We start from the raw sequence: 22,342 nt of genomic DNA, 5'->3' as shown, positions 1-22,342 counted from the left end.
AAGAAGGGGTCTCGGCTTCATGCCGAGGCCCCTTTCGTCGTTTCTGTGGGCTCTTTGGACGCGCGGGAGCCGGATCTGGTGCCATCGAGCTGATGTGATCTGCGTCACATAGCGATGTTGCCCATCGTCACGGGGTCGCTGCAGTCACACGGGACACACTAACAACTCTCTTATCCTGATCTGCGGAAATGCCCACAAACGAACCATGGATCCCTGAGCCCGCTTCAGCCGCTTAAACATCACAGAACGATCACGCCCGACTTGGCCTCTCTTTTCCCTCCAAAGCGGGTTCCTGTTTTCAAGATCGGCACTGTATGTTCCTGGCTATCCCTTTACTGACGCATGGGGCGCAAGAGGCGCCTCACGACAGCGCAAGGAGTTACCTTGAAGCGCATCCTCCTCCCGGCCACCGGCGCCCTGCTCGCCACCGGCCTGCTGGCGGCCGGCCTGGCCACCTCGGCTCAGGCTGAGGCCGAAGTCGACATCAAGAACCTCGCCCCCAGCGGCAAGGTTCAGGAGGCCGTCGACTTCTGGCTCGCGGCTGAGGGCGCGGCCCTGATCGCGGCGGACGAGTACCGCTACGACTACAAGGCCGTTTCCAAGCTGGTGCACACCGGTGGTTACACCACCGACACCAAGCCGGGCCTCATCGGCCAGCCGAAGACCACGGTCTCCAAGGTTCACAACGTGAACATCCCGCGGACCATCGGTAAGGTCTTCTTCACCAAGAACGGTGGCAAGGACCTCTACTGGTGCTCGGCGACCTCGATCCAGAGCTCCTACAAGAACCTGGTCGCGACCGCTGGTCACTGCGTCTACGACGTGGCCGGCAACCAGGACACCCTTGAGAACTGGGTCTTCATCCCCGGCTCCTACCAGGCCAAGGCGCCTTACGGCATCTACGTCGGTAAGACCGCCTACACCCACTCCGACTTCTCGGTGTACGAGGACTACGACCGCGACTACGCGTTCGTGACCGTGTACAACGGAATCGGCGGGACCGTCAACAACGCCAAGCAGGTCACGAAGTCGGAGTACGACGCCTACACGGGCAAGAAGTACATCGACGAGAAGCCGATCACCCAGGCTGAGTACCTCGCTGGTGTTGAGAAGTACGGCATCAACGGCCCGTACCAGCAGAAGGCTCTCGACCCCAAGGTCGAGACCGTCGCCAAGCCGGCCGACGCTGCTACGAAGATCGAGGCTTACATCACCACCGGTGTCAACGGCGTCAAGCTCGTTGGTGTCGAGGTTGTCGAGTCGGTCTACAACGCCGCCCCGGCTGGTCTCGAGAACGGCTACAAGTTCGAGCGCCTGAGCAACAAGGTTGCCATCAGCAAGGAAGACTTCGACGCTCTGTCGAAGGCGAAGGCTGACGGCAAGTTCCTGGGCGTCCTGGCTGAGGTCAAGGACGACAAGGGCAACGTCATCGGCTGGACGAAGCAGCAGTTCTTCGTGAAGAAGTGGGTCAAGAGCACCGTCGAGGTGCGCTACTTCGTCGAGAGCTACTTCGTCGTCTCGCACGCCATCAAGGACGTCGGCCCGCTGGCCGCGAACGTTGGCGCCCAGGGCTTCGCCTGGAACCAGCCGACCGGCAAGTACGTCCGTACGTTCGGTTACCCGGGCGCGGAGCACCCCGACGGCAGCAAGCCCTTCTCGGGCCGCACGCCGAAGTGGTGCTACGGCAAGACCAGCGCCAAGACCCCCGCGGGTGTCTCGACCTACAAGGCCGAGGAGCTGCTGGCTCTGAAGTGCGCCGTGACCCCTGGCTACAACGGCTCCGCGTGGCTGTACCAGTACAGCAACGCCAAGCGCGTTGGCTACGTCAACGGTGTCACCACCGCGATCTACGGTGACGCTGACGGCAACGGCCGCATCGACACCATCTTCTCGCCGTACTTCGACGGTGAGACCAAGCAGGTGTACGACGCTGCTGCCAAGAACTGGTCGGGCAACGCCGGCTGATGACGGCTACTGACCTGTGAGGTGGGGCCTCAAAACCCCACCCCGCAAGTTCTAACCGTAGGGCTCGGCTTTGCCGAGCCCTACGGGCTTTTCAGCCCAAAGAAGATCCTTTACGGCTCCCCAGTCCTCTGCCCCCGGATGGTGCCTCCGGTGCGGGCGTCACAGACCTCTTATGGGGAGCGCCTTTCACTAAAGGGATAAGTAAAGGGAAGAGGGCCCGGTCATGCGCGGACCGGGCCCTCGCTTCGTCTCCAAACAGAAGCTCCAGACAGAAGCCTCAGACAGAGGCGAAGTCCTGCCCGAACAGCGCGCGTACCGATGCCACGTTCCGGTACGGCTGCAGCCTCCGCCGCAGGTCTGCCGCATATGACCGGCTGCGGGCCGACTGCAGTTCCCCGGCGACCGAGAACGCCTCCGCCGCGGCCGTGCAGGCCTCCTCGATCTCCCCGCACTGGAGTAACCCGCCGGCCAGCAGGGACAGGTTGAACATGCGTCCGCGGACGTAGCGCCCGTCCATGTCGAGCGATCGCCGGGCGAAGCGGACGGCGTTGACTCCCTCCCCCAGGTCCCTGAAGCAGTGGGAGAACTTCGCCGACAGGTAGGCGGAGTCGAAGTACCCCAGCCACGAGGGCTCGGAATCGGCCGATCGCGACTCGAACGCCGCCTCGGCCGACGACAGCGCCGCCGAGCAGGCGCGCGAGTCGTTCAGCCCGGCGTGGGCGTGGGCCTCGAGGACCCAGGCGGCCGACAGCAGCGTGGAGTGCCCCGATCGCTGGGCCGACAGCTGGGCTGCGCGGGCGAGGTCGAGGGCGTGCGACGGCTGTCCCATGTAGATCGCCTGGTGCGCCATCCCTGACAGGATCTCGCTGCCCAGCGAGTGGTCGTCGGCGCTGCGCGCGAGCCTGAGCGCCTGGATGAGGTAGCGCTGGGCGAGGCCGTGCTGTTCGAGGTCGTAGGCCATCCAGCCGGCGAGCCGGGTGAGTTCGGAGGCGGCCCCGGCGAGGGCGCGTCCGGTGGTCTCGGAGTAGGAGCCGTCGGCCAGCAGCGGGGCGACGGCGGTGTCGAGGTATTTGACGACCGACGAGCGCACGCGCCCGCTGCCGAAACGGTTGTCGAGCTCGCTGAAGGACCGGGTGACCTCCTGGATGGCCGCGACGTCCGATTGGCCGACCTTGCGTCTGCCGGTGCCGTGCGGGCTGCCTCCGGATGGTGCGGTGAGCCACCGCACCGCTCCTGCCGCCCCTGCTCCGATCGCGAAGGTCGAGTCGACCAGGAATCTGCGCCGTTCAACGTCCGCCCGCCACAGTGCCGTCACTGTCGCGACTCCCTCCCGCCACGTGTGCGTGAACTCTTGTCCGAGATGGAGGGGGGTGGTGATGACCGGCATGCCCAGGTCTTCCGGGAAGACCGGCCGGCCCAGCCGGAGAGCGAAGATCTCTGCGAGGAGGCAGGGAACGGGTTCTCGTGGCCGCTGCCCGCCGATCCAGCGCAGGACGGAGCTGTGGTCGTATTTCAGACCGGGGATGCCGCGGCTGGAGCCCAGATCGTTCAGGCGCCGGGCGAGCCCTTTGCGTGAGAATCCCGCTTCGTTGATGAGCCGCTGAAGTGGTTGGTTGGGCTCGCGTTCCATCGCTCTCCTAGATGAGCCCTTACAGAGAGCATTAGTTATAACACGAAGAGTAAAGAGAGTTTCGGCATTCCCTAACACAGCACCGAGGGGTACGGCATGCGTGCCGTACCCCTCAGTGGAGAGCGAGACTCTAGATGCGCGCGACCCCGTCGAGTCGTGCCTGCTCGGCGACCGCGCCGGCGACGGCGGGGGCGACCCGGGCGTCGAACGGCGACGGGATGATGTAGTCGGCCGACAGGTCGTCGCCGACCACGGCGGCGAGCGCGTTGGCGGCGGCCACCTTCATGGACTCGGTGATCGTCGAGGCCCGCACGTCGAAGGCGCCGCGGAAGACGCCGGGGAAGGCGAGCACGTTGTTGATCTGGTTCGGGAAGTCGGATCGCCCGGTGGCCACCACGGCGGCGTGGCGGCGGGCGGCGATCGGGTGGATCTCCGGGTCGGGGTTCGACAGGGCGAACACGATCGAACCGGGCGCCATCGAGGCGATGGCGTCCTCCGACACGGTGGATCCCGACAGGCCCACGAAGACGTCGGCGCCGGCGAGGGCCTCCTCGGTGGTGCCGGTGTGCCCGGAGCGGTTGGTGTCGAAGGCGAGCGCCTCCTTGAAGGAGTTCATGCCTTCGCGTCCGCTGTAGAGCACGCCGCGGGAATCGGAGACGCAGATGTCGCCGATGCCCGCTTCGAGCAGGATGCGGCTGACCGCGACGCCGGAGGCGCCCGCTCCCGCGACCACGGCGCGCAGCTCCGACAGCGGCCGGCCGGTGAGGCGGGCGGCGTTCTTGAGCGCGGCCAGGGTCACGATGGCGGTGCCGTGCTGGTCGTCGTGGAAGACGGGGATGTCGAGGCGCTCGCGCAGGCGGGCCTCGACCTCGAAGCAGCGCGGGGCGCTGATGTCTTCGAGGTTGATGCCTCCGAAGGAGGGCGCCAGCCTGACGACGGTCTCGACGAGCTCGTCGACGTCGGTGCAGTCGAGGCAGATCGGCACGGAGTCGACCCCGCCGAACTGCTTGAACAGCAACGCCTTGCCCTCCATGACGGGCATGGCGGCGGACGGGCCGATGTCGCCCAGGCCCAGGACGGCGGTGCCGTCGGAGACGACCGCCACCACGTTGGAGACCCAGGTGTAGTCGTTGGCGAGCTCGGGCGTCTCGGCGATGGCCGTGCAGACACGGGCCACGCCGGGTGTGTAGGCGAGAGAGAGGTCGTCCGCGTTGCGGACGGGAACGGTCGAACGGATCTCCATCTTGCCGCCCCGGTGGAGGGCGAACGCGGGATCGAGATCCAGATCTTCGAGTGAGGTGACAGCCACAGCGACCCCTGTACTTCATTGGACGGAAGGGAACGTGCGACGAGGAGTGGTCGTCTCGTGTGCGGAACCGGGGGTCACCCGGTTCTCGATTGTGCCACACGCGGCCACCGGCGTTCCGTTGACACATTGTTAAATCCCCGGTGACTGACCGCTATCTGGCAGTCCATAAACTGTCAAAAACGACATATCTCCTGGAGGTCATCTTGAATCGCCGAACCCTGGCCCTCGGTGCCGCCGCGCTGACCGCCGCTCTCGCGCTGAGCGCATGTGGCAGCTCCGGTGGAACCGACACCGCGCAGACCGGCTCGACGGCCGCCGCGGGCGGGCCCAAGCTTGTCCAGGCGGGCAAGCTCACCACCTGCACCAACATTCCTTACGAGCCGTTCCAGTTCAAGGACGACACCGGCAAGGTCGTCGGCTTTGACGTGGACATCGTGGACCTTGCGGCCAAGAAGCTCGGCCTCACTCAGGAGATCGTCGACATCGACTTCGCGGTCATCAAGAGTGGTGCCGCGATGGCGTCGGGCAAGTGCGACGTCGCCGCCGCCGGCATGACGATCACCGATGAGCGCAAGGCGAACATCGATTTCAGCGTGCCGTACTTCGACGCCACCCAGGCCCTGCTGGCCAAGAAGGGCACCGGAGCCACGTCGCTGGACGACGTCAAGGCCAAGGGCCTGAAGCTGGGCGCCCAGGCCAGCACGACGGGTCTCGACTACGTCAAGGAGAAGGGCTTCGACCCGAAGGAGTACGCGGACTCCGCCAAGGAGCTGCTCGCACTCCAGTCCGGCCAGGAGGACGTCATCGTCCAGGACCTGCCCGTGGTCCTCACCTGGCTCAAGAAGCCCGAGATCGCCGAGAAGTTCGAGCTGATCGCCTCGCTGGACACCGGCGAGCAGTACGGCATCGGCCTGAAGAAGGGCGCCGACCCGGTGCTCCTCAAGACCATCAACGAGAGCATCGAGGCCGCCAAGAAGGACGGCACCTACGAGCAGATCTTCGTGAAGTGGTTCGGCAAGAAGCCCGGTGAGCTGGGCTGATGACCAGCCCCACGACGACGGCCGAGCCGGGTCCCGCCCGGCTCAGCCCTCGTAAGAAGCGGCAGCTCGTCAGGGGTGTCCAGTACGTCGTGCTGGGCGCCGCGGCGCTCTTCATCGCGTTCTACACCGACTGGAAGAGCCTCGCCCTCTTCGTGCGGCCGGACGTGGCCGAGAAGACCCTGCCCGACCTGTTCACGATCGCGTTGAAGAACACGATCATCTACTCGGTGGGCGGGTTCATCCTGTCCTTCGTCTTCGGCCTCCTGCTGGCCCTGATGAAGCTGTCGGAGGTCCGGCCGTACCGCTGGATCGCCAACATCTACATCGAGATCTTCAGGGGCCTGCCCGCCCTGCTGGTCTTCGTGCTGCTCAACTTCCTGCCTCTGGCGCTGCCCGGGTTCGAGGTTCCCGGCGGCACCTACGGCCTGGCCATCCTGGGCCTCGGCCTGATCGGCACCGCCTACCAGGCGGAGATCTTCCGCGCGGGCCTGCAGGCCGTGCCCAAGGGGCAGACCGAAGCCGCACGGTCGCTGGGCATGTCACCCATGCGCGCCCAGTTCACCGTGGTGATCCCCCAGGCCATCAGGATCGTCATCCCGCCGACGACCAACCAGTTCGTGGCCCTGCTGAAGGACTCGTCCCTCGTGCTGTTCCTGGGCGTGTCGAGCGGTTTCGTGGAGCTGGCCAAGTTCGGCAACGACGTGGCCTCGGAGAACGCCAACCCGACTCCGATCATGGTCGCCGGCCTGACCTACCTCCTGGTCACCATCCCGCTTGGCTACCTCGCACGCAGGCTGGAGAAGCGTTGATGAACCACGCCATCGAAGTCAGGAACCTGCACAAGTACTTCGGTTCCAACAAGGTGCTCCAGGGCATCGACTTCACCGTCGAGCCCGGCCAGGTCGTCTGCGTGATCGGCCCGTCGGGCTCGGGCAAGTCGACGCTGCTGCGCTGCGTGAACCTGCTCGAGATGCCCACCAAGGGCCAGGTCTTCGTCAACGGCCGCGAGCTGACCCACCTCGACGCCGACATCGACGCCGCCCGCCGCCACATCGGCATGGTCTTCCAGCAGTTCAACCTCTTCCCTCACATGACCGCGCTGAAGAACGTCATGATCGCCCAGCAGCGGGTGCTCAAGCGCGGCGCGAAGGAGGCGGAGATCGTCGCCAGGGAGAACCTCAACAAGGTCGGCATCGGCGACAAGTGCGACTCCTTCCCGGCGCAGCTGTCCGGAGGGCAGCAGCAGCGGGTGGCGATCGCCCGTGCCCTGGCGATGAACCCCACCCTGATGCTCTTCGACGAGCCGACCAGCGCGCTCGACCCCGAGCTCGTCGGCGACGTGCTCACGGTCATGCGCAAGCTGGCGGAGGAGGGCATGACCATGCTGGTCGTCACCCACGAGATGGGCTTCGCCCGCGAGGTGGCCGACCGGGTGGTCTTCATGGACGGCGGCGTGATCGTCGAGGACGGCCCTCCCGCGCAAGTGATCGGCGACCCGCAACACGAACGCACGCGGACGTTCCTGCACCGTGTGCTCCACCCGGAAGAACGATGAGATTTCCTCGCAAGACCGGTGTCCTGCTGCTCTCCCTGTCCCTGGCGACCGCCTGCGGTACGGCCGGGCAGCAGGACACCACCACCAGCAACGCTCTGAAACTGTGCACCAACGCCCCGTTCGACCCCTTCGAGTTCGAGCAGGACGGCACGATCGTCGGCTTCGACATCGACCTGGCGGGGCTCGTCGCGAAGGCGGCGGGCAGGCCCCTGGAGGTCGTCAACGTCGACTTCGACGCGATCTCCGACGGCAGCGCGCTGCGTGAGGGCCGCTGCGACCTGGCCGCGGCGGGCATCACGATCACCGAGGAGCGGCAGCGGCAGGTCGACTTCAGCAAGCCGTACTTCGAAGCTTCGCAGGCCCTGCTCACCCGCAAGAAGAGCAAGGTCAAGTCGCTGAAGGACGCCGACCAGGTCGGCGTGCAGGCGGGCACGACCGGCCTCGACTACGTCAGGCAGGAGGGGCTGGAGCCCGTCGAGTACGACGACTCGATGGAGCAGCTGCTGGCCCTGCAGACCGACGAGGTCGACGCCCTGGTGCAGGACCGGCCGGTGGTGGCGGTGTGGCTGACCAAGTTCAAGCTCTCCGGCGAGCTCAAGCTCATCGGCAGCCTCGACACCGGCGAGGAGTACGGCATGGCGGTGCGCAAGGGCGACGCCCTCCTCGGCACCGTCGACCAGGCCCTGGACGCCGCCAAGCACGACGGCACCTACGAGCGGCTGTACAAGCAGTGGTTCGGCGGGGAGCCACCTGAGGTGTAATAGTCGGTATGGACCTCACCTCTTACGCCGAGCTGGCGGTCCGGCTGGTCAACGAAGGCGGCCATCCCGAGCTGGCGGCGGTCTTCGACGCGGCCGAGCGCGGATCCGAGCAGGAGGTCGTCGAGCTGCTCAACGCCCTGCTGCGCATCAGGCCGATCTTCCCCGAGATCTCGGGGCACGACGGGCTGGGCTGGCACCTGCACCTCAGCGACGACGGGGGCAGCGACGGCGCCGCCGAGGCCCACGTGAAGGCCGTGATGGGCCTGGCCGTGATGGTCACCGAGTTCGGCATCGGGCGGCTCGGACGGTGCCAGGACCGCGGCTGCCGCAAGGCCTTCCTCGACACCTCGTCTAACCGTTCGCGCCGCTACTGCTCCGAGCGCTGCTCCAGCCGGGCCAACGTGGCCGCCTACCGCGCCCGCCGCCGCCAGGGCGCCTGAGGAGCCTGCCCGGCTCACCGGCCGCGGATGCGCGGGGGCCAGTACCGCAGCACGACACGCCCGACGATGTCACTGACCGGACCGAAATCCCAGCTGTCGCGCCTGCCCGATGCGCGCTGGTTGTCGCTCTCCAGCCACCAGCCCTCGTCGCCGTGCCACTGGGCCCTCTTGACGATCAGTCGTTCCGGCTCTCCCGGCAGCCTGGCCACGACGAGATCGCCGGGCCTGATCGCCACGCCGCGCCGTACGAGAAGCCAGTCGCCCGGCACCAGGGCGGGCAGCATGGAGTCCCCTTCGACACGCACCCTCATGGGATTAGCCTCCGCCACACGAGTAAGGTCGGTACTGGACCAAGAGGAAAGGACCTTTCTGATGCTCGCACGACTGCTGCGACCCAAGCACGTGGCTTCAGCTCACTGCGACCTGCCCTGCGGCGTCTACGACCCCGCTCAGGCTCGCATCGAGGCTGAATCGGTCAAGGCGATCATGGAGAAGTACAACGCGAACGAGGACGCGGTCTTCCGCACTCGTGCGCTGATCATCAAGGAGCAGCGCGCCGAGCTGGTCAAGCACCACCTGTGGGTGCTGTGGACCGACTACTTCAAGCCTAACCACTTGGAGCAGTACCCCCAGCTGCACCAGCTGTTCTGGGAGGCCACCAAGCTCGCGGGCGCCGCCGGCGCCAAGGGCAAGGTCGACGTGGCCGACGCCGACCAGCTGCTCTCCAAGATCGAGGAGATCTCCAAGATCTTCTGGGAGACCAAGGCCGCGTAAAGGCACAAATGGGCCCCGGTTGGTGTTTATCAACCGGGGCCTTTTTGGCTCTTGGCGAGTCTCGCTCCGCCAACGTACCCCGCATAGCGGTAAGTTGCAGACAGCGTCACTGGACGGCTAGGAGGAACGTGACTGAGGACACCGAGACCCGCGTGGGTGCGATCCGCGATGTGGTCAGCGCGCGGCTGCCGGCGGACAGCGCCTACTTGTCCGTGCTGCGCATGATCACCGCAGGACTCGCGGCCAGGATCGACTTCACCCTGGACGAGATCGAAGACCTGCGGATCGCCGTAGACGAGGCCTGCGCCATGCTGCTGAGCGAGGCGGTGCCCGGCACGGATCTGACCGCCGAGTTCGAACTCGCCGGCCAGGAGATGCAGGTGCGAGTCGAGGTCGCCACCGTGGGCAGCAGCGCCCCCAAGCGCGATGATTTCGCCTGGATGGTGCTCACCGCGCTCGCCGACGAGGTCGAAGCCGTGACCGACTCCCCCGACCGCATGGCGATCGTCCTGCGCAAGCGCCGCGGCGCGACGCGTGATGGGGCAGGGCCGGCGTGACGGAAAGGACTGGAGCCATGGCCACCACCAGCGAGCCCGCCGTCCCCGACCGGGTGCGAGCCCGCATGCTCTTCGCCGAGCTCTCCGAGCTCGGACCCGACGAGCCCCGCCGGCAGCGGATCCGCGACGAACTGGTCGAGCTGCACCTTCCCCTGGTGGAGTACCTTGCCCGCCGCTTCCGCAACCGAGGCGAATGGCTCGACGACCTCACCCAGGTCGCCACCATCGGTCTCATCAAATCGATCGACCGCTTCGACCTGGCGCGCGGCGTGGAGTTCTCCACCTACGCCACGCCCACGATCGTCGGCGAGATCAAGCGCCACTTCCGTGACAAGGGCTGGGCCGTCCGCGTCCCCCGCCGCCTGCAGGAGCTCAAGCTCAGCCTCACCAAGGCGATCAGCGAGCTCTCGCAGCGCGAGGGCCGCGCGCCCACCGTCGCCGAGCTGGCCACCTATCTCAAGATGACCGAGGAAGAGGTCCTGGAAGGCCTGGAGTCGGCCAACGCCTACTCCACCGTCTCCCTCGACGCTCCCGACTCGGGTGACGACGACGCGCCCGCCGTCTCCGACTCGCTCGGCATCGTCGACGAGTCGCTCGAGGGGGTCGAGTATCGCGAGTCGCTCAAGCCGCTGCTGGAGCGCCTCCCGCCGCGGGAGAAGCGCATCCTGCTGCTGCGGTTCTTCGGCAACATGACCCAGTCGCAGATCGCCAACGAGCTCGGCATCTCCCAGATGCACGTCTCACGGCTGCTGGCGCGCACCCTCGCCCAGCTGCGCGAGGGGCTCACCGCCGAAGACTAGTCGCCGTAGAGGGCCTGCGTCGTCGACGGCGCCAACAGGGCGACCAGGCCTGCCAGAGCGATGACGATGAGCGGCACGCCGATCGCCGGGCGCTCCATCAGCACCGTTCCCCCGACGGGGATGAGGAAGATCTGCGCCAGCACGCCCGGCGCTCTCCCCCACCGCTCCGCCTTCAGCAGGCCGCCGTAGGCGACCCACAGCAGTCCGGCGCCGAGGCCGAGGCCGAAGACCGCCTCCGCCAGCGCCGTCGTCACCTCGGTCGCCTCGCCGAGCAGGGTGTTCACGGCGACGAAGCCGCCCAGGGCCAGGGCGATCACGCCCTCCAGCGCGACCACTGCGGCCGCGACCAACAGGCTCACCGGTCGTCTCACGCCCGCCACCATACCGCCGCCACCGATCGGGTGCGTTTTCGGGCGGCTCCGGGTCCTGGCGGGCCGCCCGCCGCACGTCGCCGTCCCTTTCACGGGCCCGTACGGCACGCATGGGTCACCCCCACCCGCCGCGCGGGGCCGGGCTCCGTCCAGGGAGACGCCACGCCGGCGTGCGGGGCGGGCTACCGTGACGCGACGGGAGCCGTCGCCGCGTCTCCCGACGGGCCGCCGTGACGCGACGGGAGCGGCCGCCGCGCCTCTTGACGGGCCGCCGTGACGCGGCGCATGAAAGAGCCGGCCGGGTGCGTGACCCGGCCGGCTCGTCAGGTCAGCCGGCCCCGGTCACCGCCGGAACCGCCGCCGCGGTGCGAGAGGTGAGTGCCCCCGCCTGGTCAGGGATGCCGCCCAGGTTGAAGGCGTATCGCGCCACCGAGTCCGCGATGGCGTCGGAGTCGACGTCGAGCGCCGTCAGGTTGACGTTGGCGAGGGTGTCGCACGCCTGGTGGTAGCAGCTGTCGTAGGCGACGCCCGCCGTACCGCCGAAGAGCGCGGCCTCCGCGGGTGTCTTGATGCCCTCGGCGCCGGTGAAGATGCCGCCGGCCGGGATGCCGACCGCGATGAACGGCCCGTAGTCGGAGCGCCCGTCGAAGTCGGTGCCCACGGTGGCCAGCCCGCGACTGGTGAAGAAGCTGGCGAGCCGCTGCTCGATCTGCGCCGATCCGGGCGGTCCCGCCGGGGAGCCGACGGCGTCGGAGTCGTCGCCGTCGTAGAGCTTGTAGGCGAAGTTGGGCGAGGCCACCATGTCGAAGTTCAGGTAGAGCCTGATGCGCTCGCGCTGCGCCTCGGTCAGGCCTGCCACGTACTGGTCGGAGCCGAGCAGGCCGATCTCCTCCGCGGCCCAGAAGGCGTAGCGGACCTTGTGGCGGACCGGGAAGAGCTTCATCTGGAGCGCGGTCTCCAGGATGGCGGCGCTGCCGGAGCCGTTGTCGTTGATGCCGGGCCCCTCGGTGACGCTGTCGAGGTGGGCGCCGACCATGACGACGTTGTTCGGGTCGCCGAAGCGGGTCTCGGCGATCACGTTGTGGTCGGTGCCGAGCTGGAGGGTGGCGTCGACCTTGAGGCGCACGCTGGTGCCGGGCTGGGCCAGCTCGTTGCCGACGGCGAAGCCGGCGAAGACCATGGGCACGCCGCCGCGCCATTCGCCGATGTTGAGCGGGAAGGCGTCGGTGCGTCCCGGCTGGCCTTCGTTGAAGACGATGATGCCCGAGGCGCCCGCGGCGCTGGCGTTGAGGATCTTCTGAACGAAGGAGCAGGTGCCGCGCTGGATGAGCGCGATGCGGCCGGCGACGAATCCCGCGAAGTCGGATGTCTCGCAGCCGCTGGTGGAGGTGGGTGTCGGGGTGGGCGGCAGGGTGAGGTCGACTCCCTGGACCTCCGCTGTCACGTCACCGGCGGGTGAGGGCTCGAAGGTGAAGAACTCGGAGTTGGGCACGTAGGACTTGGGAGCCGGGGCGGTCCTGTCCAAAAGGGGCGGGCTGTTCTCGGTCCAGCTCTCCACGAAGTTGATGGGGTTGAGCGTGACCTTGTAGCCCGCCCTGCGTAACTTGTCGGCGACGTAGTCTCGTGAGGCGTCGTAACCGGGTGAACCGGCGGCGCGGTTGCCGCCGTTGGCGTTCGCGATGGCCTGGAAGGCGTCCAGGTGTTTCTTGACGTTCGAGCCCTTGACCTGCTTCACCAGCAGCTTGGCGAAGACGTCGTCGAGGGGTCCGGCGTGGGCCGGGGTGACCATGGTGAGGGGTAGGACGAGGGCCGCGATCAGGGTTGCCGCGCGGCGGAGGTGAGTGCGCATTCGACTCTCCGGAGGATGGATGGCAGGTGTTTCCCGCGGGTGGCGCACCTCGGAACGTAACCTGACGGCGCCCGCCCGCCTATGGCATGGTCTGCCACCGTTGAACGGAGCGTGGCGGGGTAGTGAGCACTCATGTCCCGGCTGACCCTGACCGGTGTCAACATCGGCGCACCGGATCCGCACGCGCTGGCCGCCTTCTACGCAGCCCTGCTCGGCTGGGAGATCTCGCGCGAGGAGGAGCACGACGTCTATCTCAGGCCGCCCGACGGCGGGCCGCGCAGCCTGTCGTTCCAGCGCGAGGAGGGTTTCCGCCCGCCGGTCTGGCCCGCAGAACCGGGAGGGCAGCAGATGATGATGCACCTGGAGGTCATGGTCGACGACCTGGAGGCCGCCGTGGCCCGTGCGGTGTCGCTGGGTGCGACGCTGGCGCGCTTCCAGCCGCAGGGCGACGTCAGGGTGTGCCTGGATCCGGCCGGACACCCCTTCTGCCTCTGGCTCGGCGAGTTCAGCGCTTGAAGGCGGCCGCGTAGAGGTCCTCGAAGGTGCCCACGAAGTCGTTCCAGTCGCCGTTGAGGTTGCTCACCAGCACGTGGGTGGCGCGCCTGTCGCCCATGGCATAGGTCGTGGAGCCCTGGATGTAGCCGCCGCCTCCCCAGAGCGTCAGACCCGAGGGGAGGGTCTGGGAGTAGACGCCCAGACCGTAGCGGGTGCCGGGGACCCAGTCGGCGGTCTCGACGGTGGTGAACATCTCCTTCTGGCCCGCCGGGGAGAGCAGGTCGCCGCGGAGCAGGGCGGCGAGGAAGCGGTGCAGGTCGGAGGTGGTCGAGATCATGCCGCCGGCGGCTCCGGCCCAGCCCTGGTCGACCTCGGTCACGTCGTGGACCTCGGCCGGTTCGCCGTGCTCGGTGAACTTCGAGTAGTGGCGGGCGTGCGGGGCGCGGACGCCGTGGTCGCCGGCCTCGGGGAGGTAGGTGCCGGTCAGGCCCAGGGGGTGGGCGAGGTGGCGGTCGATCTCGGCGGCGAGGGTGCTACCCGTCGCCTTCTCCACGATCATTCCGGCGAGGGTGTAGTTGACCTTGGAGTAGATGAAGCGGGTGCCGGGCTCCAGGGGGGCGGGCGGCTCCTGGCCGGGCAGGGCGTCGGGCAGGCCGCTGGTGTGGTTGAGCAGCTGCCTGACGTCGATCTTCGCGCTGTCGGCGCCGAAGTACTCCTCGACGACTCCGGGCAGCCATTTCGCGAGGGTGTCGTCGAGGGAGAGCGTGCCCTCGTCCGCCAGCCGCACGACCACCACGCCGACGAAGGCCTTGGTGAAGCTGCCGATGCGGAAGTGCTCGTCCTGGCGGCGGGCCGCTCCGGAGGCCAGGTCGGCGACGCCTGCCGTACCGAACCACGGTCGTGCGTGGCCGTGCCTGAGCTCGGCGACGATGCCGGGGCCCCGGCCGTCGGTGACGGCGCGCTCGAGGGCGCGCTGGACGGGGCTGGGGCCGAGGCTGGGCGGGCCGGTCATGGTGACGGCGGTCAGGGCGAGGGTGAGCAGGCTGGCGTGAACGCGGAAGGGAGACATGAAGCAACCGTAGTTGACTAATTCTGAAATAGTCAACCGGAGTTGCTAACGCGGGGAGGTGTCCCACCTTTGTCCCCCATCAGCGGATACCCTGGCCATATGCGGGCAATGCTCCTGGTCAACCCCAAGGCGACCACGACGAACCGCCGCACGCGCGATGTGCTCATCAGGGCGCTCGGCGCGGCGGTGGAACTGTCGGTCGAGGAGACCGCCTATCGCGGTCATGCGGCGGCTCTGGCGAGCACGGCCTACGCCAAGGGCTTCGACCTGGTGGCGGTCCTGGGCGGCGACGGCACGATCAACGAGACGATCAACGGGTTGCTGAACCCGGCGAACGGTGACGCCGCGCGACCGTCACTGGCCGTGATCCCCGGCGGCAGCGCGAACGTGTTCGCCAGGGCGCTCGGTCTGCCGAACGATCCGACGGAGGCCACCGGCGCGGTCCTGGAGGCGCTGCAGGCCGGGCGCAGCCGTACGGTCGGGCTGGGCGAGGCGGTGTGGGAGGGCGGCAGCCGCTACTTCACGTTCTGTGCCGGCATGGGCTACGACGCGGAGGTCATCAGGGCCGTGGAGGGCCTGCGCGGCGCCGGCCGGAAGGCCACCCCTGCCCGATATGTGAACACGGCGTTGCGCCACTATCTCCAGACCGACAAGCGGCACGCGGCGCTCACGATCACCGGTCCCGGCATCCCGGCCGCCACCCACGTCTTCATGGCGATCATCACCAACACCTCTCCGTGGACCTACCTCGGGGGACGGCCGGTCAAGCCGACCCCTTGGTCGAGCTTCGAAACCGGGCTCGACCTGCTGGGGATGCAGCGTATGGGCATGTTCACCATGGCCGGGCTCATCCGCCAGCTGCTCGACCAGGGCCGCGAGAACTGGCCCAAGGGCCGGCACCTCGTGCAGCTCCACGACGAGGCCGAGTTCACACTGAGGGCCGAGCGTCCGGTGGCCTTCCAGCTCGACGGCGACTATCTCGGCGAGCGCGAATGGGTGACTTTCCGGTCTATCCCGAACGCGTTACAAGTTCTGGTCTAGCTGGTTACATTCGGTCATTGTGTGACGCATCCGACATCCATATCCACCAAAACTTCCCTTCAACCCCCTTGCGTGCACTCAGCGTGGCTGAAAGGCTCAACCTGACATCGGAACGTAGGACCTTTAACTGAACCCCTCGAGGACCTGCACGATCGTCAGCGGACAACCCCGGATCAACCTGATTCGGGTCACTGTTCGGGCTCGTTAGTGAAAGTCTTCACAAAGTAGTAAGCCGCACGGAGTCAACCAAGACTCCTCTACTAAGGAGTGGACGCATGGACTGGCGCCACCGAGCTGCCTGCCGTGACGTGGACCCCGAGCTGTTCTTCCCGATCGGCAACACGGGTCCCGCTCTGATGCAGATCGAAGAGGCCAAGCAGGTCTGCAACTCCTGCGCGGTCGTCGACGGCTGCCTGAAGTGGGCGCTGGAGTCCGGTCAGGACGCCGGCGTCTGGGGTGGGCTCAGCGAGGACGAGCGTCGCGCGCTCAAGCGCCGCAACGCCCGCGCACGCGCACGCGCCATCTTCTAAAACTCGCTTTCACGCGGCCGGCAAAGGGATCGACAGCGTCACCTCGGTCCCGCCGCCGTCGCGCGGTTCGATCGAGAGCTTGCCGGACAGCTCACCCTCGACGAGGGTGCGCACGATCTGCAAGCCGAGGCTCGTGGAGTTGTCGAGGTCGAAGTCCTCGGGCAGACCACGCCCGTCGTCCCGCACGATCACGGTGAGCCGCTCTCGCCGGTCCGGCCGGTGCTCGAAGTGCTGGGCGTCGACCACCACCTCCAGCCGCTTGGGCCGCCCGTGCTGCAGCGCGTTCTGCAGCAGCTCCGTGAGGGCCATGGCCAGCGGCGTGGCGATCAGCGAGGGCATGATCCCGAAGGTGCCCGTCCGCCTGGGCGTGACCCCCGCCTCGGGCGCCGACACCTCCCCCGCCATGGCGATGACCCGGTCGGCGATGTCGTCGAAGTCGACGAACTCCTCCGGCGCGTGCGACAGGGTCTCGTGCACGATCGCGATCGAGCCCACGCGGCGCACGGCCTCCTCCAGCGCCTCACGCCCTTCCGGCACCCGCAGCCGCCGCGCCTGCAGCCGCAGCAGCGCCGCCACCGTCTGCAGGTTGTTCTTGACCCGGTGATGGATCTCCCGGATCGTCGCGTCCTTGGTCATCAGCTCGCGCTCACGCCGGCGCAGCTCGGTCACGTCACGCAGCAGCACCAGCGCCCCGATGCGCCCGCCGCCCACGATCAGCGGGATCGCGCGCAGCTGCACGATCGTGCCGCCCGACTCGACCTCCGTCTCCTTGGCCGCGCGGCCGCTGGCCACGATCATCAGGTCCTCGTTGATCGGCTCGTCGGAGTAGCAGAGCGTGGCGGTCAGCCGCCCCAGCTCCGCGCCGACCAGGTCGGCGTGCAGGCCCAGCCGCCGGTAGGCCGACAGGGCGTTCGGCGAGGCGTAGGTGACCCGTCCCGCCCTGTCGAGGCGCAGCAGGCCGTCGCCGACGCGCGGTGAGCGCACCAGGATGGGCGGCTCGCCGGAGAAGGGGAAGCGGCCTTCCGCGACCATCTGGGCCAGGTCGGAGGCGCTCTGCAGGTAGGTCAGCTCCAGCCTGGACGGCGTGCGCGCCGACGACAGGTTGGTCGAGCGCTGGATGACGCCGAGGAAGTGGCCTTCCGCGTGTCGCACCGGGATGGTCTCCTCGCGGACCGGCACGCCGGTGGACCAGTCGGGGTCGCCCTCGCGGCAGATGCGGCGCTCGCTCCAGGCGGTGTCGATCAGCTCGCGCTGACCGCGGTGGACCATGCTGCCCACGATGTCGTCGTGATAGACGGTCGGGCCGGTCGTCGGGCGCATCTGCGCGATCGCCACCCAGCCCTCCGGCTCGTCGACGCTCTCGCCGCCGACGGTGCGCCGCTGCGTGCCGGGCAACGGCGCCCACAGGATGAGGTCGGCGAACGACAGGTCGGCGAGCAGCTGCCAGTCGGAGACGAGGGTGTGGAGCCACTCGATGTCCGCTTCGGACAGCTTGGTGTGGCGGACCGCGAGGTCGCTGAGAGTCGGCACGAGTGCATGATGCGTGGTCCGGGGCTCGTTCTCCAAACCGGGGCCACCCGTCACGCCCGAAGCCGCACCGTTATCCACAGGGCGGGCCGCGCTGCTGTCACCGGCCGGTGCCCTCCTGGCAAGATGCGTCCATGCTCGACAGATTCCGTACGGCTGCCGCCGACCGCCAGGCGGCCGGCCTCAGGCGCACGCTCTGGTCGCGCGGCCCCGACTTCGACGGCCTGCTCGATCTGGCCTCCAACGACTACCTGGGGCTGGCGCGCGATCCCAGGCTCGTCGAGGCCGCCGTCGCGGCCACCCGCCGGTGGGGCACCGGCTCGACCGGCTCACGCCTCGTCACCGGCACCACCTCGCTCCACACGGAGCTGGAGAGCGCCCTGGCCGACTTCTGCCGGGCCCCGGGCGCCCTGGTCTTCTCCTCCGGTTACCTGGCCAATCTCGCCGCCGTCGCGACCCTGGGCCGCGGCGCCGTGGTGATCTCCGACGCGGGCAACCACGCCTCGATCGTCGACGCCTGCCGCCTGTCGCGCGCCAGGGTCGTCGTGACGCCCCACAAGGATCTCCAGGCGATGGAGAAGGCGCTGGCCAACCGCCACGAGGAGCACGCGGTCCTGGTCACGGACGCGGTGTTTTCCGTTGATGGAGATATGGCCGATATTTCCGCCATGTCGGCCCTAGCCGTACGGCACGGCGCCCTGCTCATCGTGGACGAGGCGCACTCTCTCGGCGTCGTCGGCGAACAAGGACAGGGCGCGGTGCACTCAACTGGCCTCTTTCGGGAATCTCACATTGTGAGAACCATCACATTGTCCAAATCTCTCGGCTCGCAGGGCGGCGCCGTGCTGGGAGCCCCGGAGGTGATCGAGACGCTGATCGACACCGGCCGTTCGTTCATCTTCGACACCGGCCTGGCCCCGGGTCCGGTGGCGGCCGCACTCGCGGCGGTGGATATCCTTCGAAACCAGCCCGACCTGCCGGGATTTGCCCGCGCCAGGGCGAGCGAGCTGGCCACCACGGCCCGCGAGCTCGGCCTGGAGACCAACCACCCGGCCGGTGCGGTCGTCCCCGTGGTGCTCGGCGCGCCGGAAGCGGCGCTCGGCGCCGCTGCCACCTGTGCGGCGCACGGAGTGCGCGTCGGATGTTTCCGTCCGCCCTCGGTGCCCGACGGCCGCTCTTGCCTGCGGTTGACCGCACGGGCCAATCTGAGTTCCGATGATCTCGCGGTGATCAGACACGCCCTCACCGCTGTGGCAGAAAGCTAGGTGGGACGTGGTCGAAGAGGGCCCTCGCGTACCGAAGTACTACGACGTGAAACGCAGTCTCCTTGAGCTCACCAAGAGCTTGCCCGCGGGCGCCGCCCTGCCGCCGGAGCGCACCCTCGCCGTGCGCTTCGAGACCTCGCGCACGACCGTCCGCCAGGCCCTGTCCGAGCTCGTCGTCGAAGGGCGGCTGCTGCGCATCCAGGGCAAGGGCACCTTCGTCGCCCAGCCCAAGGTCGCCCAGGTGCTGCAGCTGAGCTCCTACATCGGCGACCTGCGCAACGCCGGGCTCGAACCCGACACCAAGATCCTGGAGATCGGCTACATCTCCGCCGACGAGCCGCTGGCCCGCCGCCTGGCGATCAACCCGGGCGGGCGCGTGCTGCGCATCCACCGGTTGCGCCTGGCCAACGGGGAGCCGGTCTCGATCGACACCACTCACCTGTCGGCGCGGCGCTTCCCGCGGCTGCGGCGGGAGCTGGAGGTGCACTCCTCGCTGTACGAAACGCTGCACAACGCCTACAACGTGCGGCTGACCGATGCGGAGGAGATCATCGAGACGGTTCTCGCCACGCCGTACGACGCTCAGATGCTGGGGGTCGACGTGGGGTTGCCGATGTTGCTGCTGACGCGTCACGCCTTCGACGCCGACGGCAATCCGGTGGAGTGGGCCCAGTCGCTGTATCGAGGCGATCGCTACAAGTTCGTCACCCGCCTGCGCCGGCCGTGACCTCCGCGGTCCTCCGGCGCGCGGGCCTATGCTCGGGCGCGTGAGCATCCTCGTGGTGACCGGCACAGACACCGGTGTGGGCAAGACGATCGTGACCGCGGCCATCGCCGCGCTCGCCTTCGACAGGGGCTCGTCCGTCGCGGTGGTCAAACCCGCGCAGACCGGCGTCGGCCCCACCGAGGCGGGAGACCTCGACGAGGTGCGCCGGCTCTCGGGCGTCACCACCACCTTCGAGTTCGCCCGCTTCCCTGACCCGCTCTCCCCCGCCGCGGCGGCGCGGGTGTCGGGCATGCCGCCCGTCAGCCTGGCCTCGGCGGCGCGGCGCATCGAGGAGCTGAAGGAGAGCAGCCAGCTCGTGCTCGTGGAGGGCGCCGGCGGGCTGCTGGTGCGCTTCGACGAGGACGGCGCGACGCTCGCCGACCTGGCCAAGCGGCTCGGCGCCCAGGTGCTCGTGGTCACCAGGGCCGCGCTGGGCACGCTCAACCACACGGCGCTCACGCTGGAGGCGATGGCGCACCGGGGGCTCGACCTGGCGGGGCTGGTCATCGGGGAGTGGCCGCGCGAGCCGGGGCTGGCCGAGCGGTGCAACGTGGCCGACCTGGAGATGCTCGCCGCCCGCCCCCTCGCCGGCGTCCTGCCCGAGGGCGCCTCCCGCTCCGGGACCGACACGGCCGGGTCCGGGGTCGGGGCCGACACGGCCGGATCTGGGGTCGGGGCCGACACGGCCGAGGATGGGGTCGGGGCCGCCGGGTCCGGGGTCGGGGCCGGAGAGTCTGGGGCCCCCGTATCTCGCCCTGCCACCTGCGCCGATTTCACTATCCTGGCCCGCCAAAGTCTGGCCCCGAGTCTTGGCGGTGTCTTCGACCCGGCCGCCTTCAGAAGGACCCTTAAGCTGACCGGGTGACGATCCTCGACATCGCCCGCAGCCAGGTCCTGGAGCAGGGCAAAGGCCTTGACCGCGAGCAGGCGCTGCGGTGCCTCCTCCTCGACGACGCCCTCCTGCCCGACCTGCTCGCGCTGGCGCACGAGGTGCGCATGAAGTGGTGCGGCCCCGAGGTCGAGGTGGAGGGCATCATCTCCCTCAAGACCGGCGGCTGCCCGGAGGACTGCCACTTCTGCTCGCAGTCCGGCCAGTTCTCCTCCCCGGTGCGTTCGGTGTGGCTCGACATCGACGAGCTGGTCAAGGCCGCCGTCGAGACCGCGAAGACCGGCGCCACGGAGTTCTGCATCGTGGCCGCCGTGCGCGGTCCCGACCGGCGGCTGATGGAGCAGGTGCGCCAGGGCGTCAGGGCCATCCGGGAGGCGGTCGAGATCAACGTCGCCTGCTCGCTCGGCATGCTCACCCAGGAGCAGGTCGACGAGCTGGCCGAGATGGGCGTGCACCGCTACAACCACAACCTGGAGACCGCCCAGTCCCACTTCTCCCACGTGGTCACGACGCACACCTGGCAGGAACGCTGGGACACCTGCGAGATGATCAAGTCGGCGGGCATGGAGTTGTGCTGCGGCGGCATCATCGGCATGGGCGAGAGCCTGGAGCAGCGGGCGGAGTTCGCCGCCCAGCTCGGCGCGCTGGAGCCCGACGAGGTGCCGCTGAACTTCCTCAACCCCCGCCCCGGCACCCCGTTCGCGCACTACCCGCTCGTCCAGGGTGCGGAGGCGCTCAAGACCATCGCCACCTTCCGCCTGGCCCTGCCGCGCACGATCCTGCGTTACGCGGGTGGCAGGGAGCTGACGCTGGGCGACCTCGGCACGCGTGACGGCATGCTGGGCGGGATCAACGCGATCATCGTGGGCAACTACCTGACCACGCTCGGCCGGCCGTACGAGAAGGACCTGCAGCTGCTCGACGACCTCAAGATGCCGATCAAGGCGCTCTCGCAGACGCTCTGACTAGTGGTGCAGGCCCCGCTTGCCCGGGGTCCAGAACGGCTTGACCTTGATCGCCTCGCGTGGCCATCCGCGCTCGCGGACGAGGTGGTCGCGGACCAGTTGCCCGGTTCGCGCCTCGCCCGCGACGTAGGCGGCGCCGACGCCGTCGGGCAGGTCGAGCGCGGCCAGGGCGTCGACCAGGAGCCGCGACGAGGCCGCGGGCGCCCGGTGCCGGTGCACGCGCCGGATGCGGTGGGCGCCGGGAACCGGCACCTCGTCCTCGGCCGATTCGCTCTCCAGCACGCCGACCACCTGCTCGCCTGGCGCCAGGGCCCGGATCATCGGCCCGAACGCCGCCGCGGCCGTCTCCTCGCCGACGAACAGGTGGTACGGCGCGCGGCGGGTGGCGAAGTCGCCCTGGGGCCCCCAGAAGCGCACCCGGTCGCCCGGCCGCGCCGTGCGTGCCCATCGCAGCCCGATGCCGTCGCCGTCGTAGAGGTGGGCGAGCAGGCTGAACGATCGTGTCGGGGGCGAGGAGTCCCAGATCGTGTAGGTCCGCAGGGTCTCGGCGGGATGCAGCACGCCGTACAGCGACAGCGGGTCGTTGATCTCGATCCTGACGTGCTGGCCGGGCGTGTGGGGCGTCATCGGCTCGTCGGCGACGATGGTGATCCGTTTCATGGTCGGGGTGAGCAGCTCGGTCTCGGCCACCGCTCCCTCCGCGTTGTGCTTGGCGAAGACGCGGGCCAGGGGGTTGCGCGGCAT

The 22,342-nt window shown here is 68.6% G+C and carries 24 protein-coding genes; 16 read left to right on the top strand and 8 right to left on the bottom strand.

Features of this window, described 5'->3' with window-relative positions:
* The first annotated feature begins 384 nt into the window (after positions 1 to 384).
* Complete coding sequence (locus ACIBH1_RS17240) at positions 385 to 1,965, top strand: trypsin-like serine peptidase (RefSeq protein WP_397314743.1); 1,581 nt, start codon at positions 385 to 387, stop codon at positions 1,963 to 1,965.
* Positions 1,966 to 2,242: 277 nt separating this feature from the next.
* On the opposite strand, the gene ACIBH1_RS17235 is transcribed toward ACIBH1_RS17240, so the two are convergent.
* Positions 2,243 to 3,595 (bottom strand): hypothetical protein, encoded by a 1,353-nt coding sequence (locus ACIBH1_RS17235; protein ID WP_397314742.1) that lies wholly within the window; start codon positions 3,593 to 3,595, stop codon positions 2,243 to 2,245.
* 130 nt (positions 3,596 to 3,725) lie between these two features.
* Complete coding sequence (locus tag ACIBH1_RS17230; protein ID WP_397314741.1) at positions 3,726 to 4,904, bottom strand: NADP-dependent malic enzyme; 1,179 nt, start codon at positions 4,902 to 4,904, stop codon at positions 3,726 to 3,728.
* A 203-nt stretch (positions 4,905 to 5,107) separates the two neighbouring features.
* Here ACIBH1_RS17230 and ACIBH1_RS17225 point away from each other — a divergent pair, with 203 nt between their 5' ends.
* From ACIBH1_RS17225 to ACIBH1_RS17205, 5 genes are read left to right on the top strand one after another with little or no spacing between them, the layout of a single operon-like run.
* Complete coding sequence (locus ACIBH1_RS17225) at positions 5,108 to 5,944, top strand: ABC transporter substrate-binding protein (protein ID WP_397314740.1); 837 nt, start codon at positions 5,108 to 5,110, stop codon at positions 5,942 to 5,944.
* Positions 5,944 to 6,753 carry an amino acid ABC transporter permease gene (locus ACIBH1_RS17220; protein ID WP_397314739.1) on the top strand — a complete coding sequence of 270 codons (810 nt, stop codon included), beginning with the start codon at positions 5,944 to 5,946 and terminating at the stop codon, positions 6,751 to 6,753. The genes ACIBH1_RS17225 and ACIBH1_RS17220 overlap by 1 nt, the downstream gene beginning before the upstream one ends.
* The gene (locus ACIBH1_RS17215; RefSeq protein WP_397314738.1) at positions 6,753 to 7,499 is read left to right on the top strand and encodes an amino acid ABC transporter ATP-binding protein; all 747 of its coding nucleotides are present in this window, start codon (positions 6,753 to 6,755) and stop codon (positions 7,497 to 7,499) included. The genes ACIBH1_RS17220 and ACIBH1_RS17215 overlap by 1 nt, the downstream gene beginning before the upstream one ends.
* Entirely contained in the window at positions 7,496 to 8,260 is a 765-nt protein-coding gene (locus ACIBH1_RS17210; protein ID WP_397314737.1) for a transporter substrate-binding domain-containing protein, read from the top strand. Before ACIBH1_RS17215 ends, ACIBH1_RS17210 begins: the two co-directional genes overlap by 4 nt.
* An 8-nt stretch (positions 8,261 to 8,268) precedes the next feature.
* Positions 8,269 to 8,700 carry a CGNR zinc finger domain-containing protein gene (locus tag ACIBH1_RS17205; RefSeq protein ID WP_397314736.1) on the top strand — a complete coding sequence of 144 codons (432 nt, stop codon included), beginning with the start codon at positions 8,269 to 8,271 and terminating at the stop codon, positions 8,698 to 8,700.
* A gap of 14 nt (positions 8,701 to 8,714) precedes the next feature.
* Here the strand turns inward: ACIBH1_RS17205 and ACIBH1_RS17200 are convergent, their stop codons facing one another.
* Positions 8,715 to 9,011, bottom strand: coding sequence for a S24 family peptidase (locus ACIBH1_RS17200; RefSeq protein ID WP_397314735.1), 297 nt, complete (start codon positions 9,009 to 9,011; stop codon positions 8,715 to 8,717).
* Positions 9,012 to 9,072: 61 nt separating this feature from the next.
* Here ACIBH1_RS17200 and sodN point away from each other — a divergent pair, with 61 nt between their 5' ends.
* From sodN to ACIBH1_RS17185, 3 genes are all read left to right on the top strand, one after another.
* Positions 9,073 to 9,474, top strand: coding sequence for a superoxide dismutase, Ni (gene sodN, locus ACIBH1_RS17195; RefSeq protein ID WP_220134012.1), 402 nt, complete (start codon positions 9,073 to 9,075; stop codon positions 9,472 to 9,474).
* A 128-nt stretch (positions 9,475 to 9,602) separates the two neighbouring features.
* Positions 9,603 to 10,031 (top strand): ATP-binding protein, encoded by a 429-nt coding sequence (locus ACIBH1_RS17190; RefSeq protein ID WP_397314734.1) that lies wholly within the window; start codon positions 9,603 to 9,605, stop codon positions 10,029 to 10,031.
* A gap of 17 nt (positions 10,032 to 10,048) precedes the next feature.
* The gene (locus ACIBH1_RS17185) at positions 10,049 to 10,831 is read left to right on the top strand and encodes an RNA polymerase sigma factor SigF (protein WP_397314733.1); all 783 of its coding nucleotides are present in this window, start codon (positions 10,049 to 10,051) and stop codon (positions 10,829 to 10,831) included.
* Here the strand turns inward: ACIBH1_RS17185 and ACIBH1_RS17180 are convergent.
* Both ACIBH1_RS17180 and ACIBH1_RS17175 read right to left on the bottom strand, forming a co-directional pair.
* A complete protein-coding gene (locus tag ACIBH1_RS17180) occupies positions 10,828 to 11,202 on the bottom strand; it encodes a hypothetical protein (protein WP_397314732.1) in 375 nt (124 codons plus the stop codon). The two genes, ACIBH1_RS17185 and ACIBH1_RS17180, sit on opposite strands and share 4 nt — an antisense overlap.
* 328 nt (positions 11,203 to 11,530) lie before the next feature.
* Positions 11,531 to 13,051 carry a M28 family peptidase gene (locus ACIBH1_RS17175; protein WP_397314731.1) on the bottom strand — a complete coding sequence of 507 codons (1,521 nt, stop codon included), beginning with the start codon at positions 13,049 to 13,051 and terminating at the stop codon, positions 11,531 to 11,533.
* Positions 13,052 to 13,183: 132 nt separating this feature from the next.
* Between ACIBH1_RS17175 and ACIBH1_RS17170 the strand changes: the two genes are divergently transcribed.
* Positions 13,184 to 13,567 carry a VOC family protein gene (locus ACIBH1_RS17170; RefSeq protein ID WP_397314730.1) on the top strand — a complete coding sequence of 128 codons (384 nt, stop codon included), beginning with the start codon at positions 13,184 to 13,186 and terminating at the stop codon, positions 13,565 to 13,567.
* Here the strand turns inward: ACIBH1_RS17170 and ACIBH1_RS17165 are convergent.
* Positions 13,557 to 14,615 carry a serine hydrolase domain-containing protein gene (locus ACIBH1_RS17165; protein ID WP_397314729.1) on the bottom strand — a complete coding sequence of 353 codons (1,059 nt, stop codon included), beginning with the start codon at positions 14,613 to 14,615 and terminating at the stop codon, positions 13,557 to 13,559. The two genes, ACIBH1_RS17170 and ACIBH1_RS17165, sit on opposite strands and share 11 nt — an antisense overlap.
* 99 nt (positions 14,616 to 14,714) lie before the next feature.
* Between ACIBH1_RS17165 and ACIBH1_RS17160 the strand changes: the two genes are divergently transcribed.
* Complete coding sequence (locus tag ACIBH1_RS17160) at positions 14,715 to 15,656, top strand: diacylglycerol/lipid kinase family protein (RefSeq protein WP_397314728.1); 942 nt, start codon at positions 14,715 to 14,717, stop codon at positions 15,654 to 15,656.
* 275 nt (positions 15,657 to 15,931) lie between these two features.
* Positions 15,932 to 16,186, top strand: coding sequence for a WhiB family transcriptional regulator (locus ACIBH1_RS17155; protein ID WP_181612973.1), 255 nt, complete (start codon positions 15,932 to 15,934; stop codon positions 16,184 to 16,186).
* A 9-nt stretch (positions 16,187 to 16,195) separates the two neighbouring features.
* On the opposite strand, the gene ACIBH1_RS17150 is transcribed toward ACIBH1_RS17155, so the two are convergent.
* The gene (locus ACIBH1_RS17150; protein WP_397314727.1) at positions 16,196 to 17,716 is read right to left on the bottom strand and encodes a histidine kinase N-terminal domain-containing protein; all 1,521 of its coding nucleotides are present in this window, start codon (positions 17,714 to 17,716) and stop codon (positions 16,196 to 16,198) included.
* Positions 17,717 to 17,847: 131 nt separating this feature from the next.
* Here ACIBH1_RS17150 and ACIBH1_RS17145 point away from each other — a divergent pair, with 131 nt between their 5' ends.
* From ACIBH1_RS17145 to bioB, 4 genes are read left to right on the top strand one after another with little or no spacing between them, the layout of a single operon-like run.
* A complete protein-coding gene (locus ACIBH1_RS17145) occupies positions 17,848 to 18,978 on the top strand; it encodes an 8-amino-7-oxononanoate synthase (RefSeq protein WP_397314726.1) in 1,131 nt (376 codons plus the stop codon).
* A gap of 7 nt (positions 18,979 to 18,985) precedes the next feature.
* Positions 18,986 to 19,705, top strand: a complete 720-nt coding sequence (locus tag ACIBH1_RS17140) for a GntR family transcriptional regulator (protein WP_181612976.1) — start codon at positions 18,986 to 18,988, stop codon at positions 19,703 to 19,705.
* A 40-nt stretch (positions 19,706 to 19,745) separates the two neighbouring features.
* Positions 19,746 to 20,609: a dethiobiotin synthase gene (gene bioD, locus ACIBH1_RS17135; RefSeq protein WP_397314725.1), complete on the top strand. Its 864-nt coding sequence runs from the start codon at positions 19,746 to 19,748 to the stop codon at positions 20,607 to 20,609.
* On the top strand, positions 20,606 to 21,598 hold the full coding sequence (bioB, locus tag ACIBH1_RS17130) for a biotin synthase BioB (protein WP_397314724.1): 993 nt from the start codon (positions 20,606 to 20,608) through the stop codon (positions 21,596 to 21,598). The genes bioD and bioB overlap by 4 nt, the downstream gene beginning before the upstream one ends.
* Here bioB and ACIBH1_RS17125 read toward each other — a convergent pair whose 3' ends face one another.
* Positions 21,599 to 22,342, bottom strand: coding sequence for a siderophore-interacting protein (locus ACIBH1_RS17125; RefSeq protein ID WP_397314723.1), 744 nt, complete (start codon positions 22,340 to 22,342; stop codon positions 21,599 to 21,601).

This window comes from Nonomuraea sp. NPDC050663, assembly GCF_044456985.1.
Lineage (GTDB): Bacteria > Actinomycetota > Actinomycetes > Streptosporangiales > Streptosporangiaceae > Nonomuraea.
This window is presented reverse-complemented; position numbering and strand designations above follow the sequence as displayed.